Here is a 17,704-nt window from a genome sequence, read left to right on the forward strand (position 1 = left end):
ACATGAAAAATATCAGACCTATATTCAAAATGCTGCCGCTGCTGGCCTTGCTGCTGACGGGCTGTGACAAGTTTCTGGACGTCAATACGGACGAAACCCTTAAAGGCGATGCTACGATGCAGGAACTGCTTCCGACCGCACAGTTTTACACGGCTGAGGCAAGTTTTCAGCAGGCTTACGTCGCCTGCCAGTATGCCCAGCAGCTTGGCAGTGCATTAGGCGCCAACGGGATCGATACTTATGCCGAAACGGACAATACCCTGGGCTGGTCGAACCTCTACCTGTATGCCTTGCCGCAGCTCAATGTGATTATCAAAAAGGGGCAGGACGAGGGCGCCCCGGCTTATGTCGGCATTGCAAAGGTACTGACGGCCTATAACCTAGGCCTGGCGACGGTCAATTGGGAGAACATACCTTACACCCAGGCCGATCAGAAGAACTTTTCCCCTGCATATGACACGCAGGAGCAGGTCTATGCGATAATCTTCAAGCTGCTGGACGAGGCGGTGACGGAACTTAGCGGAAACGCGGGTGTTAAACCCGGACAGGACGACCTTATTTACCAGGGCGATCTTGGGAAATGGACCCGCCTGGCCCATTCATTGCGGGCCCGTTATTTGTGGCACGGCTCGTTGCGGAATCCCCAGCAAGCCGCCGAAAACGCACTGGCTGCACTGGAAAAGGGCATGAAGGACAATGCGGATGATTTTCAATTACAGTATAATTCCAAAAACCTAAGTCCCTGGTACAGTAAAGTAGCGATTCCGAATACTACGGGAAACCTCTCTGTTACCTTTACGAATACGATCGTAGATCTTTTCAATGGCACTACGCAGGGCATTGCCGACCCTCGTTTATCGAAAGTGATAGGGATCAAGAATAACCAGACCGTCTATTCCGGCGTAATACCGGGCTCCGGCAGCGGCTCGACGGTCGATCTGAACAACAAAGCATGGCATTCGAATATCGATTCGCCGCTGGTCATGATGTCCTATTCGGAGTTGAGAGGAATCGAGGCCGAGGCGCGGCTGATCCAGCATGGCGGCACCGGTACGTCCGCGGCCGGGTATACGGCATATCTGGAAATGATTTCTGCCAATATGAAGAAAGTGGGGGTTGAAGAGGCCGACATCGATCAATTCCTGAAAGATGCGAGGATCAACGTAGGAGCTTCGAAATTGACTGCGCAGCATATTATCAAGGAGAAATTCAAATCCATGTTGCTGGTAGGCGACATCTGGACGGATGTCCGCAAATACGATTACCTCGATTTCCCGATGCCTGCCAATCCAAACCCCGATTTGCAAGGCAAACGCATCCAGCGCATGAAATACCCCGATTCGGAGATTACCCGTAACTCCAAGACTGTGCTCGCCAACCAGAAAGACCCCGAAGCAACCATGTGGCTGATCAACAAGTAGATTTATCTCTAACTGAAATATTATGAAACTGATTTTGAAATATATCCTTGCCTGTCTGATGGCGACGTTGCTGCTCACAGGCTGCTATAAAGAGCCCGATTTGTTCGAGGACCTGCTGGTCAGCAATGGAAAAGTGGCACAAATAGCGGTGGTCTGGCTGGGTGACGCGAAGGTTTACAACGCGGCTGGCGTGTTGCAGACTACAACGACGGTAGATTCGCTCAGTACTGTAACTGTGAATATCGAATATACCTCGGAAGTGGCCGTCAAAGAGTTTAGAGTCTACTCGGCACCAACGGCCACCGGATCACAGACGCTTCTCGCGACCGTACCGGCGGGCGCTCAGAAATATGATGCCGAGCTTCGGAATTATATCATGAAAGTGCCGATCACGGCGCCGAAAGGCAAAAATGTGACTTCAATCATTTTCGCTGAGATTACCTCGGAGAATTCACTGGCCTCGTCCAAGAAGAGCGCGACGCTGAAAACGAAGCCGTAAGTGAAAGGGATATGCAACGTTCGCAGGGTATTTTGAGTATCGTTTCAAACTTTACAAACTCCTCATTTATCTTTGAGGTTTAAAGCTTTGAATATTTGATGCGCCCGGTTTTGAACTGCATATCCCTTACCCGTTGCTTATTGATATTGGCCCTGGCTGTGCTCATGCATGCGGGCGCCTACGCGCAGCAGGCGGGAACTGTTACACTCAGCGGCAAGGTTACCGACGAAAAAACCGGTAAACCGCTGCCATTCGCCAATGTTTTTATCAATAATTCTACCATAGGAACTAACTCCGACGAAAATGGGAACTATCGCCTACCGAATCTGGCGGTTGGAAACCTGGAACTTGTAGTATCATTTCTTGGCTATGAAACCGTTAAGCAGACGCTCCGCTTCGAGCAGCCGGGCGCCAAAACGGTTGTTTTCAAACTACGGGAAGGACAGGAACTGAAAGGGGTAACGATCGTAGCAAAAAAGAATAAAAAGCGTGAGAAGCATTTGAAGATCATTATCCGCGAATTGCTGGGAAGAGGCAAATTCAGCAAGTTGTGTAAAGTGCTTAACCCCGAAGCATTGCGGATTTCGGAAGACGACGACGGGCATCTTGGCGCTCAGACAACCCAACCGCTGATCATTGAAAATTATGCATTGGGTTACCGCATTCACCAGGATCTGGATGATTTCGATTATTTCAACGGCAAGGTGTATTATGGCGGTGCCACAAGGTTTGAACTTCTCGTACCCAAAGACGATGCGCAGCGCAAACTGTGGCGGGCCAACCAGAAGGAGGCCTACAAAGGGTCCCTGAAACACTTGCTGACCAGCATGGTGGCCGACAGCTTGCAAGAGCAGGGTTTCAAAGTATTCCAGGCCATTCCCGATTCGCTTAGGATTTTCAAATCCGTCAGGAGTGTTAATGGATATAATACGATTGCCAATCACATTCATAACCGGATAGAACCCGTGCGGGGTATGCGGCTGGTGCGGCCGGGCGAATTGCCTAACGAGCGGCTGGTGGTTTCGCTTACCCAGCTGGAAGTATTTAATATGAACAGGCATGGCAGGTCGCCCTATGCCGATATGCCCTACGCTTATACCCAGATCACCCTTCCGCAAGGATACATGGTCACCACACCGCAAGGCTGGGTGGTAATGCCCATGGGTTTCGAGATTGCCGGCGATCTCGGCAACGACCGTTTCTCAAACCTTCTTCCCGCCGACTGGAAACGCGACGAATAAATCCACTCTTTTGCGTATAGCGGATGCCGTAACTGATGGTTATGGCACTCACTTCTTTGTGAGTGCCAACGGCCGCGCGCGCAAATGCACCGGTGCGCACGGCACTTTTGTAACTCTTTTTTAAATAAAATAGGATAATATCGTACAATATAGGTTTCCTTAAACGATTAAAGGGCGTTTTTTGCTTTAAATAGGTGTGTAACCGTTGGTGATATAATGTGACATTATTTTATCCATTTTTAGCACTATTCTGTCAAAAATTAAAATCATGTATTTTATCTGTATAATTATTTGATTAAATAGTGATAAATTTACTATGCCTAATAATTATTAACCTAACTAGGGAATATGAAAATAATCTACAAAAATCCCAGGCGGGATTGCTTCACTCTCCTCCTTCTATTTCTGACTGTTTTTACAGCTATTGCACAGGATCGAAGAGTGACCGGCGTTGTGTCAGATCCCGCTGGCACAGGAATCCCCGGAGCTACCATTCTGATTAAGGGTACGCAGATCGGGTCGAATACGGATGCAGAAGGACGTTTTGCAGTAAATGTCAGATCGGACAAAGATGTGCTTGTCATCAGCTTTGTCGGCTACAAAACAAAAGAGATCGTCGTGGGTAACCAGTCGGTGATCGACGTGAAAATGGAAGACGACGTATCGGCGTTGGAAGAAGTGGTTGTTACCGGTTATACGACCGATAAACGCCGTGAAACTTCCGGTTCGGTAGCGCTTGTAAAAGCCAAAGACCTCACGGCCGTTCCATCCGGAAACGTCGAGCAGCAGTTGCAGGGCCGTGTGGCGGGTGTGACGGTGATTACGAACGGTCAGCCCGGTACCAACAGCCAGATCCGCGTACGCGGCTTCGGTTCTTTTGAAGCCAACGAACCATTGTACATTGTGGACGGGGTTCCAGTAGGTTCGACCGATTTTCTGAACCCGGACGATATCGACCAGACCACCGTATTGAAGGATGCAGCCGCAGCATCTATTTATGGAGCGCGCGCCGCAGCGGGCGTCGTCGTTTATACGACCAAGAAAGGGACCCGCAACAGAAAGCTGAGCGTTACTTATGATGGTCTGGTTGGTTTTACAACCCCTGGAAGTGGACAGAAAATGATGAACCCGACGGACTTCGCCGACTGGACCTGGAATGCATTCCGCAATTCAGGCTGGAAGCCGGGCGACAAAAACTGGACGCACCCGCAGTTCGGTACCGGGGCAACGCCAGTGATTCCCGACTACCTCATGGTGGGCGGAACGTATGGTGTTACCGGTAATGTCGATCTGGCAGCAGAACGCAAAAAATACAACGTTGACCCTACGGCAGGATCGGTTTATCAGGTGGTAAGAGCAAATCGTGCAGGTACGGACTGGTATGATGCGATCACACGCACAGCACCTGTAACCCGCCATTCGCTGGGCTTCTCAGGAGGTGGTGAAAATGGCCGTTACTTTGTCGGATTGGGTTTGCAGGATCAACAGGGTATTCTTTTGAATAACAGCTTCAAACGTTACACTTTCCGGGTTAATACCGAGTTTAATATCCTCAAAAACCTGAGATTCGGAGAGAACATTCAGGGTACGTATCGCCAGGTGCTGGGTATCGGCGGAGCGAATAACGGCCAGGGTGTGGCGAATGACGAAAACGACATTCTAAGCGCGTTCCGTATGCCTTCGATTATTCCTGTTTACGACGAGTTTGGCGGCTACGCAGGAACGGCGGCAAAAGGTTTCAACAACCCGAGAAACCCGGTGGCTACCAGGGATGGTATGAAAAACAATAACGCCTTCAATGCGAACGGCTTTGGTAATGTATACCTGGAATTCGATCCGATCGAAAACCTGACCTTACGGTCAAGCCTTGGAGGCCAGTATAACAACTATACTTACTGGAACTATTCACGCCGCCAATACGAAAACTCCGAAAACAACTCGGCAGTCGGCTACGGCGAAGGTTCTGGATACCGCTTTGCATGGACATTTACCAACACCGCGCAATACCGGAAGACATTCGGTTTGCATAATCTGGATGTTTTGGTAGGTCAGGAAGCATTGAATACCGGCGTAAGCCGCGATTTGCAGGCCTCCGGTCTGAACCCGTTCTCGAACGACATCAACTATGTGAACATGTCCAACGTATCGTCGAAGGTGACCAACAGTCAGCTCAACAATGGGGTGACGTTCTACTCGCTGTTCGGCCGTTTGAACTACATATTCAATGACCGGTACATTGTTTCCGGGGTGTTACGTCGTGACGGTTCTTCACGCTTCGGTGCGGCTAACCGGTACGGGGTATTCCCGGCGGTGTCGGTGGCATGGCGCGTTACTTCAGAAAACTTCATGAAAGGAATCACTTTCCTGAGCGACCTGAAGATACGCGGAGGTTATGGTACAATGGGGAACTCCAATGCGGTACGTCCCGACAACCAGTACAGCTTGTATTCGGCGGGTATCGGAACATCCGCATATGATATTACGGGCTCCAACACCAGTGCTGCTGAGGGATACTACCGTAGCAAACTCGGCAATGCGGATGCGAAATGGGAAACCAGCGTAACCAAAAATATCGGTTTTGATGCGACATTTTTCAATGGCAGACTGGATGTGATCCTCGATTTGTGGCAGAAAGATTCCAAAGACCTGCTCTTCCAGAAAGGTGTAGCCGCCGTTGTAGGCTCGGGTGCGACGCCCCCATACGTAAATGCGGGAACCATTACCAATAAAGGTATCGACTTCCAGATCATCACAAAAGGCAAAGCCGGCAGCAAGCTAGGTTACGAGTTGAATGTAACGGGTAGTGTTCTCAAAAATGAGATCGGTGACCTTGGCGGAGATAAATACCTGGCGGGTATCAACCCGGGTTACCGCGGTTTGCAACCCATCCGTAACCAACTGGGCTATTCGCTTTCAGCATTCTATGGCTATAAGGTATCAGGCCTATTCCAGTCTCAGGAAGAAGTGGACCGCGCGCCGGCTCAGGATGGAAAAGGTATTGGCCGCTTCCGTTACGAGGATATCAATGGCGACAACCTCATCAATGCCGACGACCGCACGTATCTGGGTAGCCCGGTTCCGAAATTCACAGGCGGTTTGAACCTGAAACTGACTTATATGAACTTCGAGATAGAAACTTACATGTACACCTCGGTAGGCAACAAGATTTTTAACGCTTCAAGATGGTTCACTGATTTCTATCCTTCTTTTGCCGGTGCAGCCATTAGCGAAAGGGTGAAAGACTCATGGACGCCGTCGAACACGGGTGCTACTATTCCCATTTTCGAGAGCGCTTCTAATTTCAGTACCAACACGCAAGCCAACTCGTTCTACGTGGAAAACGGCAATTATGTGAGAATGCAGAACATCTCGCTGGGCTATAACCTGCCAAAAACATTGCTCTCCAAGTTGAAAATGCAGAAACTGAGACTTTATGCCTCAGCCAACAACATTTTCACGATCTCCAAATATCAGGGACTTGACCCAGGTGTAGGTGGCAATGCAGATACGCAATTCGGGATCGATGTAGGTAACTATCCTGTAACAAGGAGCTGGGTTTTTGGTGTGAACCTTGGTTTCTAAATCCAAAACAGGCTGTTTCTACATTGAATGAATCATTAATATTCTGAACCGATGAAAAAAATATTAACAAATAGTATGGTGATAATCACCGCTTTGATGACGGTGTTCTTCTCCTGTAAAGAAAGTTTTCTGGAAAAGCCGGCGACAGGCGCGGTAAGTGAAGGGCTTCTTACATCCACAAAAGGACTGGAAGGAGCGCTGATCGCAGTATACGGCCAGATCAACGGCAAGGGAGCGGGCGGCCGGATGGCTAGTCCGAGCAACTGGGTTTGGGGAAGTATCCGCGGCGGCGATGCTAACAAAGGCACCGACCCCGGCGATTACAGCGACATCAACCCGATCCAGCGTTACGAATACCTGAGCACTCAAGGGGTTATAGCTGAAAAGTGGCAGGGTAACTATGAAGGGATTTCACGCGCCAATGCCGTGCTGCGCCTCGTAGCTAAGGCAGATGCCGATGTTACAGATGCAACCAAGACGAGAGTTTCTGCCGAGGCACGTTTCCTGCGCGCGCATTACTATTTCGAGCTTAAAAAGACATATGGTAATACGCCCTATGTTGACGAATCAGTGGATTATGGCACGGGTATCGAAAAGGTGAAAAACGATGCAGACCTCTGGCCGAAAATCGAGGCGGATTTCAAGTTCGCGTTTGATAATCTGCCGGCAACGCAGGATGCAGTAGGACGCGCCAATAAATGGGCGGCAGCATCTTATCTGGCCAAAACGTATTTGTATCAAAAGAAATACACTGAGGCCAAAACACTGTTCGATCAGGTCATCGCTAACGGACAGACTACCAACGGTAAAAAATATGCGCTGGTGCCGAAATATGCCGACGTATTCCGTGCTTCGAACGACAACAACACGGAGTCGGTATTTGCCGTACAGGCAGCGGCCAATACGGGTAGTGTAAACAATGCGAACCCTGAATTTGACCTTAACTGGCCTTATAACACAGGCGCGAATGGCCCTGGTAACTGCTGCGGTTTCTTCCAGCCAAGCTTCGAAATGGTCAATTCGCACCGTACGAATGCTGACGGTTTGCCATTGCTGGATGGTTCATACAACGCGGATAAGAATGCTGTGGTATCGGATATGGGTTTGCTTTCCAAAGACAAATTCACCCCTGACGCCGGTAATCTCGATCCTCGCCTCGATCACTCGGTCGGACGTCGCGGTATTCCATTTCTCGACTGGATCGATCACCCAGGAGCCGACTGGATCCGTAATCAGGCAAATGGCGGTCCTTACAGCCCCAAAAAGTATGCTTATTACAAAACGGACGTAGGTTCTTTGCAAGACAACAGCTCTTGGACACCCGGCTACACGGCAATCAACTACACGGTGATCCGCTTTGCCGATGTGCTCCTGATGGCGGCAGAGGCAGAAGTTGAGGCCGGAACATTGGAAAAGGCCCGCGAGTATGTGAATATGGTGCGTACCCGCGCGGCAAATCCTGATGGTTTTGTGAAGAAAGGCGGCGCCCCTGCGGCGAAATATGTGATCGGTACTTACAAAGCTGCCTGGACAGACAAAGAGGTGGCACGTGCAGCAGTCCGTTTTGAAAGAAAACTGGAACTTAACCTGGAAGGCCACCGGTTCTTCGACCTCGTGCGCTGGGGTGTTGCCGAAAAGGAATTGAATGCATACCTGACTTTCGAATCGAAACAACTCACAGGAGCATTGGGCAACGCGAAGTTTGCAGCTAAATACGAACTACTACCAATACCGCAAAGCCAGATAGACATTCAAGGTGCGGACGTCCTGAAACAGAACCCTGGTTTCTAAGCATTTCAAACCTGACTAATTTATGGGAGATGGTATTTATTTACCATCTCCTTTTGTTAATTTCGAGTATCCTGATTCCGTCAACTTATTGCACCTCGCTAATGTTCGTTAAGCGCTTATTTCCTTTATTAGTAGGAACTGCCCTGCTTGTATCCTGCAAAAAAGAACTCAAAACTTTCACTGAACTGCCTGCCGACGAAACAGGTATCCGCTTCTCCAATCGAATCGCCGAAAATGATACGATGAATATCCTGGCGTTTGAGTATGTCTACAACGGAGGAGGCGTGGCGCTGGGCGACTTCAATAACGATAGCCTGACCGATGTGTACTTTACCGGCAATACGGTCCCCAACAAGTTGTATTTGAATAGAGGAGATTTCAAATTCGAAGATGTGACCGAAAAAGCCCGTGTTGCACCAGAGAACAAATGGTCGACCGGCGTGGCTTTGGTAGATATTAATAATGACAAATTGTTGGACATCTACGTGTGTGCATCCGTACGTGAGGTGGCACAGCAACGCGAAAACCTGCTCTATGTAAACCAGGGACTGGGCAAGGATAAAGTGCCGGTTTTCAAAGAGATGGCTAAGGAATACGGGATCGCGGACACTACGCACACAACGAATGCGGCGTTTTTCGACTATGACAATGACGGCGACCTGGATCTGTTCCTGATCGTCAATGAAATGGATGACAATAACTTTCCCAATAAATACCACAAAAAGATCGTCGACGGCTCGTCGCGCCGCACGGACAGGCTCTACCGGAATGACTGGGACTCAGAGACGAATCATCCGGTTTTTACGAACGTATCCAAAGAAGCGGGAATCCTGATCGAAGGTTACAGTTTGGGGATCAATGTGACGGACGTGAACCAGGATGGCTGGAAGGACGTGTACATTACGAACGATTACCTCACCAACGACATACTCTACATCAACAACGGTAATGGTACGTTTACGGACCAGGCCGCAACTTATTTCAAGCATACCTCGCATTCGGCGATGGGCAACGATGTGGCCGATATCAACAATGACGGACTGGTAGACGTAGTGGCTGTTGATATGATGCCGGCGACCAACCGCCGCAAAAAAATGATGACGCCTGCGAACAGCTACGTGACTTATCAGAACAACGATCTTTTTGGTTACCAGTACCAGGTGGCCAGAAACACCTTTCAGCTAAATATGGGAAGCTCAACCCGGGACGGTAAGTCGCCGGTTTTCAGTGAAATAGGGCTGCTCAGCGGCATTGCGGAAACGGATTGGAGCTGGACGCCCATGGTTACCGATTTTGATAATGACGGCCTTCGCGATATCATCATTACCAACGGCTTCCCAAGGGACATTACCGACCTCGATTTCATTGCTTATCGAAACGAAGTATCGAGCATTATGGCGCCAATGATGATGCTAGATTACATACCCAGCGTCCGGGTCCGGAATTTTGCATTCAAAAATAAAGGTAACCTTGCCTTCGACGACGTTACCAGCGATTGGGGTATTGAAACTCCCGGATTTTCGAACGGAGCGGCCTATGCCGATCTGGATAACGACGGTGACCTGGATTATGTCGTCAACAATATCAACGACTCGGCATTGGTTTACCGCAATAATAGTGTCCAGCTGAGGCCGGCGGAAAGCAATTACCTGCGCATTGCGTTTAAAGGAGATCGTTACAACAATGCGGGGATCGGTGCCATTGCGGAAATTACATACCCGGACGGGAGAAAGCAGGTCGCCGAGAACTCGCCTTACCGCGGATACTTGTCGACTGTCGAACCGGTTTTGCATTTTGGGCTGGGCAAGGAAAAAGTCTTGCAGGTGAAGGTTACCTGGCCGGGGGGCAAAAGCCAGGTGCTCAAAAACGTAAGCGCTAACCAGTTGCTGGTTGTGAACGAGAAGGATGCCTCAATGGCCCCGGCGCCTGCCACGCCTGCGGCGAGCCCGATTTTTACAGATATTACGGCCGATCTAAATGTATCCTACCGGCATGAGGAAATGGATGTTATCGATTTTAACGTCCAAAAATTGCTACCGCACAAGATGTCGCAATTCGGGCCGGCACTTGCGGCAGGAGACGTGAATGGCGATGGGCTAGAGGATGTGTTTGTGGGAGGTGCCTATCTGCACAAAGGCCGTTTTTTGCTTCAACGGCCCGATGGGAAATTTACCGTTGCAGATCTGTTGCCAGGGCCGGAAGGTTTTGAAAAGACATCAGAAGACATGGGTGTACTACTTTTCGATGCCGATCGCGATCAGGATCTGGATCTTTATATTGTCAGCGGCAGCTATGAACTCAAGGAGGGCTCCGATGCATTGAAAAATGCATTGTACCTGAACGATGGGAAGGGGCATTTTACGCGTGATATGGCTGCATTACCTGCATTCCTCGTCAACGGTTCTTGTGTAAAAGCCGTCGATTTCGATCGCGACGGCGATCTGGATTTGTTTGTCGGCGGCAGGGTGGAATCTGGTAAATATCCGAAGCCGGTGTCGAGCTACCTCTTACGCAACGATTCCAATGGCGCGACGGTACGGTTTTCAAATGTCACATCGGTTGCAGCCTCCGAACTGGCGGGTATCGGATTGGTTTGTGATGCACTTTGGACCGATTACGACAACGACGGCTGGACGGACCTTTTACTCGCAGGAGAATGGATGCCTCTGACATTCCTGAAAAACGAAAAAGGTAAATTCAAAAAAGTCACTACCGGCCTGGAAGCGAAGAAAGGGTGGTGGGGAAGCCTCGTTGCGGGGGATTTCGACAACGACGGGGATATGGATTACATCGGCGGAAACCTGGGCATGAATACGCTTAGCAGAGCTTCGGAAAGCCGTCCCGTGAGCGTGTATGCGAAGGATTTTAATAATGACGGGTATTTCGATGCGATTCCGACTGTCTTTTACAAGGCGCAGGATGACACTTACAAGGAATTTCCCTACAACACGCGCGACGACATGGGTAAGCAGGTGATCCAGGTGCGCCAGCGTTTTCAGGAGTACGGCAAATTTGCAGAATCGGCATTGGGAGATATCCTGAAACCGGAGGAGTTGAAAGATGCATTGCATTTGTCGGCCACATGGATGAAAAGCAGTTACGTAGAAAATCTCGGTGGAGGCAAGTTTGCCATCCGTGAATTGCCTGTTCAGGCGCAGTTTGCCCCTCTTTTTGGAATGATCGCGGACGATTTTGATCAGGATGGGAACCTCGATCTGATGCTTTCAGGAAACGATTACGGCTCAGAGGTATCGGTGGGGCGGTACGATGCCATGTATGGGCTTGTCCTGAAGGGCGATGGTAAAGGTGGTTTCCGCCCGCTTAGTATTTCGGAAAGTGGCTACATGGCTAATGGCAATATGAAGGGGCTGGTGCGCCTGGCTTCGTCCGATGGCAAATGGCTTTCGGTTACTTCGCAAAACCGTGACCTGCTACGCTTTCATCAGGCTGCCAGGCCGATGCGTAAAGTGGGGCTTGCTACCGGCGAAACTTCGGTGTTACTACGTTTAAAGAATGGAAAATCAAGGCGGGAGGAGCCTGGTTACGGCTCGTCGTTCCTGTCCCAATCGAGTCACGCATTGTTTCTGCCCGACTATGTTTCGGCCGTAACTGTCACGGACTCAAAGGGAAATAAGAGAGAGTTGAAATAGATTGCTAACACCAAGCAAGCCGCTGTGATCGATGGGCATTTTGCCCGGTTCAGGATCACAGCGGCTTTTTTGTTGAAATATAAATTTTCCAATTTGTGGTCGTTTTTACCTGACCATTAAATGTTTATATCTAAATTAATTATATAAATTAATTTAGATATTCAATCAAATAACTTTCTCGTCCTGTAATAGATATTTTGTCTGTCTACTGAGGGTACTGGGATGATTTTTTGTAACTATTAATTTACTATAATATGCTGATTTTGTGTTATTTGTAATGTTGACACTTAATTCAGAGCAGATTAAAATTAGATTAAAATCGCATCCTGATCGCCGCTTTTTCTTAGAAAAACTCAATTCCTGCTACCCTTTATAAATGAAAAAGTACAATTATATATTTGATTGAATATATTTTGTAAATATTAGATTATTTAATGATGTCAAATGAATATTTTTGGGTGGAATCTATATTAACCTAACTAAATACGATGAAACAAAACTACCTTCACCTGGGACGCAGGCCGGTTTTTTGCGTGCTTCTGTTCCTTATCTCTCTGACAGCTTTTTCACAGGATATCACCATCACCGGAAAGGTTATGGATGAGCAGTCCGGTTCCAGCTTACCGGGAGCTTCTGTCACACTCAAAGGTTCGTCGACTATTGGCGTCACTACGGACGCGGACGGCAAATATTCCATTAAAGTGCCTTCCAGCGCCCAGGTACTGGTCTTTTCATTTATCGGTTACACAGCCAAAGATGTGGCGATTGGCAACCGGACGGTAATCGACGTGTCGATGACCAGCGACGTCAGCGCGCTGGAAGAAGTGATCGTGACCGGTTACGGTTCGCAGTCGCGGCGCGACATTACCGGCTCGGTAACGACCGTAAATGCGAAGGATCTTCAATCTGTTCCGGCAACTACTTTCGCACAGCAATTACAAGGCCGTGCGTCGGGTTTGAACATCGTCAACGATGCAACGCCGGGTGGAAATGCAACGGTACGTATACGGGGGTTCGGTACGATCGGTAACAACGACCCGCTGTTCATCATCGACGGCGTACCAACCGAAAACCAGGGTAACCTTAACCCGAACGACATCGAAACGATCCAGATCCTGAAAGATGCGTCGTCAGCTTCCATTTATGGATCGCGCGCGGCAAACGGCGTTGTGATCATCACTACCAAAAGAGGTAAGGTCGGTAAGCCGGTGATTTCATTCAATGCTTATTATGGAACACAAAAAGCCTATAAAGAAGTAGAGGCGTTGAATGCCAAGGAATTGGGTGAATACCTCTATCTGGCAGACAAATACGCGGGTAAAACACCTTCGCACGGCCAGTACACCTACGGCCCGAATGGTGAGGTTACGATACCGGATTACGTATTTCCAAGCAAAGGCAAAGAAGGTACACCGGACGTCGATCCGGCGAAGTATTCGCTCGTGCCTGGTAACATTTATGCGATCACCAAAGCGGCCGATACCAATTGGTGGAGAGAACTTACTTCAACAGCACCCATTCAAAATTATCAGCTATCGGCAACCGGCGGTACTGAAAACAGCCGTTATGCATTGTCAGTGGGTTATTTCAGTCAGGACGGTGTAGTGAAATTCATCGGATACGACCGTTACACCATCCGCGCGAACACCGAGTTCTCGACCAATAATAAGCGTTTCCGGGTAGGAGAGAACCTTGCGGTATCGTTTGACAACAGAAAAGGAGGTTTTGGGAACAACCAGGAACAAAACGCCGTATCAGGGGCCTATAAGCACCATCCATTGCTGCCTATTTATGATATCAAAGGCAATTTCGCAGGTTCCCGCGGTTTGAACCTCGGTAATAACTCGAACCCTTACGCGACGTTGTTTCGTGAAAAGGATAACCGCACTTACCGCCTGCGTGCATTCGGTAACGTATACGGGGAGTTCGACATTATTCCAAACCTGACCGTTAAAACGAGTCTGGGTATCGACGGTGTTAGTCAGCGTGGCCGCTATATAGGTCGTGCTAACCCTGAATATGTGGAAGGTAGCTTCAACAACGGTTCGACTGCTACCGATTACTATTCATATCAATGGGTTTGGACGAATACTTTAAGTTACTCCCACAATTTTGGTACAAACCATAAAGTGGACGCGTACATCGGCGTGGAAGCTATCCGGGAGTTCGCTGAGGAGTTCGGTGCTTCCCGTTCAGGTTATGCATTTGAAATACCATCCATTATCAATTACCTGAACCTCGGTGATGCGACGAAAGCGACCAACTATGGTGGTGTGAACAGGGATTATAGCCTGTACTCACAATTCGGAAAGGTCAACTACGCTTTTGCAGACAAGTATCTGTTCCAGTTCATCCTCCGTAACGACGCGTCTTCCCGTTTTCAGCAGGCTTCGAGAAATGCGGTGTTTCCCGCATTCAGCGTGGGTTGGAGGTTGTCGGATGAAAACTTCATGAAATCGGTAAGCTTTATCAACGACATGAAACTGCGCTATGGCTGGGGTAAAACCGGAAACCAGAAAATCGGGGACTATAATGCCTATACCACTTACCGTGCAGACATTTTCCATGCGGGATATCCGATCGACGGTTCGGGAAGCCAGCCTACCATCGGCTATGATGCGTCTTCCTTTGGGAACCCGAATGCGAAATGGGAAACCACCACATCCAATAACATCGGTCTCGATGCGACTTTCCTGAACGACGCATTAACCCTCGAATTGGACTTTTGGAACAGGAAAACTACCGACATGCTTTTCTCGACGCCTATCACGTTTACAGCGGGCGATGCGAATGCGCCTTCTTTCAACGTAGGCCAGATGACGAACAAGGGTATCGACCTGGGGCTTTCATACCGCAACACCGCCATGAAAGGCGAACTGCGTTACGGTGCTTCTGTGAACTATTCGATGTACCGCAACACGGTTGACAAGCTCGACGAGAGTGAGAATACCAAGTATTTCGGTGCAGGTTCACGTGTGCCCGCGGTGACGCTCACACAGGCGGGGCTGCCAATCTCGTCCTACTACGGTTATAAAGTGCTGGGTATCTTCCAGTCCGATGAAGAGGCGAAGGCCTGGGCACCTTACGGCTCCTACAACAAAGCAGGCAAGTTCAAAATTGCGGATATTAATAATGATGGTAAAATCACCGATGATGACCGGACTGTTATCGGTAACCCGCACCCCGATTTTGTTTATGGTGTGAATTTGAATATCGGTTATAAGGCTTTCGATCTGACTGTTTTCGGTAATGGTGTGGTGGGTAATGAGATATTCAGCTACCTGCGTTATTTCACGGATTTCAATACCTTCCAGGGTAACCGCGCTAAACGTGCATTGTATGACGCCTGGCAGCCAAATCACAAAGAAGGTACTGTGCCTATCATGGACGCTGACGACCAGATCAGTAGCCGTCCATCGAGCTACTTTGTAGAAAAGGGCACTTATTTCCGCCTGAAAAACGTGCAGCTAACTTACTCCTTGCCTAAACCGGTTGCTGCGAAGATCGGTTTCAGCAATGCGCAGATCTATGTACAGGGACAGAATATGTTCACAGTCAGCAAGTACACCGGTTTGAATCCTGAAATCCAGACTGGTGAGGACCGTACGCTTGGATTCGACGGCGGCTATATGCCAGTGTCACGGACATTCCTGCTCGGCCTTAACGTATCATTCTGATAACCGGTTTTTCTTCTGATCTCAAAAATTCAACATATATGAATTCAAGACTTGTAAAATACACGCTGTCGGTGGGTCTGGCAATCGGGATTGTCTCGGCTTGCAAAGACTCGTTCCTAAGCCGCGATCCGCAAGGACAATACAGCCCAACGGCTCTTAAGACTCCATCAGGTGTAGAAGGCTTGCTCGTGGGCGCTTACGCCATGATAGACGGGCAGGGCCTCGATGGCCAGGATCCGTGGAACAACGACATCCAGAGCTGGGTTTTTGGCGGGATTGCTTCCGATGACTCTTATAAGGGCACCGATGCAGGTGATCAGCCAGAGGAGTCGTTTATTGAGAAATGGGACTTTCAACCTACGAACAACCACATTAAAAACAAATGGCGCGGATTGTACAAAGGGATTGCCCGTACGAATGATGTGATCAACACTTTGGCCGAGGTGCCGGAGGTGAGTGACGCACGCAGAAAGCAGATCATCGCCGAAGCGCGATTCCTGCGCGGACTTTTCCATTTCGAAGCTAAAAAAATGTGGAAAACGATTCCTTACATCGATGAGACGGTTTACAAACTAGACGATCTTGAAAGTACCAAGATCCCGAACGATAAGGACGTGTGGCCTATGATCGAGGCCGATTTCAAGGCTGCGTCGGAAGGTCTTCCGGAAGCACAGTCGCAGGTGGGACGCCCTACGAAATGGGCCGCATTGGCATTCCTGGCTAAGGCTTATATGTATCAGGGATGGAATGTTACTACCGGGGCTGCTAATGTAGCTGTTTTGCAAAAAGCCAAGCCTATTTTGGAGCAAATTATCGCATCCGGTAAGTTTTCGCTTGCTCCAAAGTTTGAGGATAACTTCCTGATCGCCACCCGTAACAATGCTGAATCGATCTTCGAAATTCAGTACGCGGTTTCCAGCGCGTCGGGCGATGCCGCGGATGCAGGTGTCGGTCTGGCCCACCCATACATTGACCCATGGGGTTGCTGCGGATTCTACCAGCCTTCTCAAAACCTGGTAAATGCATTCAAAACCAGTGCTACCGGGTTGCCTTTGCTGGATAATTTTAACGACAGCGATGTGAAAAACGACCAGGGTCTGAAGTATTCCGATCCTTTTGAGCCTCACACGGGCCCACTCGATCCCCGTCTGGACCAGACGGTCGGCCGCAGAGGTATTCTTTTTAAGGATTTTAAAATCCACGGCAGCGACTTTATCCGCGACCAGACTTATGCTGGTCCTTATTCTCCGAAGAAGCACATTTCCGAGAAGGCAGGTTTTGGTATCAATGGCTGGGGTAACCTTTCCAGCAATAACTATCGCATTATGCGATACGGTATGATCCTGCTCTGGCTTGCTGAATGCGACGTGGAGCTGGGTAACCTGGAAAATGCCCGGAAACTGGTAAACCAGATCCGCACACGGGCCGCTAATCCTGCTGGATTTGTGAAAAAGGCTGTTCAAGGCTCAAAATCCAGGGATGATTATACCGTACTGAATGAGCCGGCCGCAAACTATGTGATTAAAACTTATGACCAGCCGTGGACAGATGCGGCTACCGCGCGTAAAGCGGTCCGTTTCGAAAGTCGCCTTGAATTCGCGATGGAAGGCCACCGTTTCTTCGACTTGCAGCGTTGGGGAATTGCCGCCGAGGTATTAAATGCGTATGTGGCCGTTGAAGCCAACAAAAGAGTTTACAAAAAGGGAGCTGTGTTCACCAAAGGCAAAAACGAATTTTTCCCGATTCCCCAGGAGGCAATCGACCGGTCATACAAGGCGGGAACAGCTACGCTCACACAGGACCCTGCGTATAAATGATTTTGGTTAGTTAAAACCAGTATTTG

Annotated in this window: 8 protein-coding genes; all 8 read left to right on the forward strand. The window is 49.1% G+C overall.

What is annotated here, in order from left to right; all coding sequences use genetic code 11:
• The first annotated feature begins 2 nt into the window (after window positions 1-2).
• On the forward strand, window positions 3-1,421 hold the full coding sequence (locus AAHB90_RS20345) for a SusD/RagB family nutrient-binding outer membrane lipoprotein (RefSeq protein ID WP_342087034.1): 1,419 nt from the start codon (window positions 3-5) through the stop codon (window positions 1,419-1,421).
• A gap of 22 nt (window positions 1,422-1,443) precedes the next feature.
• Window positions 1,444-1,920, forward strand: a complete 477-nt coding sequence (locus tag AAHB90_RS20350) for a hypothetical protein (RefSeq protein ID WP_342087035.1) — start codon at window positions 1,444-1,446, stop codon at window positions 1,918-1,920.
• Window positions 1,921-2,060: 140 nt separating this feature from the next.
• Window positions 2,061-3,161 carry a carboxypeptidase-like regulatory domain-containing protein gene (locus tag AAHB90_RS20355; RefSeq protein WP_342087036.1) on the forward strand — a complete coding sequence of 367 codons (1,101 nt, stop codon included), beginning with the start codon at window positions 2,061-2,063 and terminating at the stop codon, window positions 3,159-3,161.
• Between the two features lie 348 nt (window positions 3,162-3,509).
• Window positions 3,510-6,743: a SusC/RagA family TonB-linked outer membrane protein gene (locus tag AAHB90_RS20360; protein WP_342087037.1), complete on the forward strand. Its 3,234-nt coding sequence runs from the start codon at window positions 3,510-3,512 to the stop codon at window positions 6,741-6,743.
• A gap of 51 nt (window positions 6,744-6,794) precedes the next feature.
• Window positions 6,795-8,534, forward strand: a complete 1,740-nt coding sequence (locus tag AAHB90_RS20365; RefSeq protein ID WP_342087038.1) for a RagB/SusD family nutrient uptake outer membrane protein — start codon at window positions 6,795-6,797, stop codon at window positions 8,532-8,534.
• 101 nt (window positions 8,535-8,635) lie between these two features.
• Window positions 8,636-12,184: a VCBS repeat-containing protein gene (locus tag AAHB90_RS20370; RefSeq protein WP_342087039.1), complete on the forward strand. Its 3,549-nt coding sequence runs from the start codon at window positions 8,636-8,638 to the stop codon at window positions 12,182-12,184.
• A 488-nt stretch (window positions 12,185-12,672) separates the two neighbouring features.
• Window positions 12,673-15,861, forward strand: a complete 3,189-nt coding sequence (locus tag AAHB90_RS20375; RefSeq protein ID WP_342087041.1) for a SusC/RagA family TonB-linked outer membrane protein — start codon at window positions 12,673-12,675, stop codon at window positions 15,859-15,861.
• 38 nt (window positions 15,862-15,899) lie between these two features.
• Complete coding sequence (locus tag AAHB90_RS20380; protein WP_342087042.1) at window positions 15,900-17,678, forward strand: RagB/SusD family nutrient uptake outer membrane protein; 1,779 nt, start codon at window positions 15,900-15,902, stop codon at window positions 17,676-17,678.
• The last annotated feature ends 26 nt before the right edge of the window (window positions 17,679-17,704 follow it).

Source organism: Dyadobacter sp. OTU695 (genome assembly GCF_038440355.1).
Taxonomy (GTDB): Bacteria; Bacteroidota; Bacteroidia; order Cytophagales; family Spirosomataceae; genus Dyadobacter.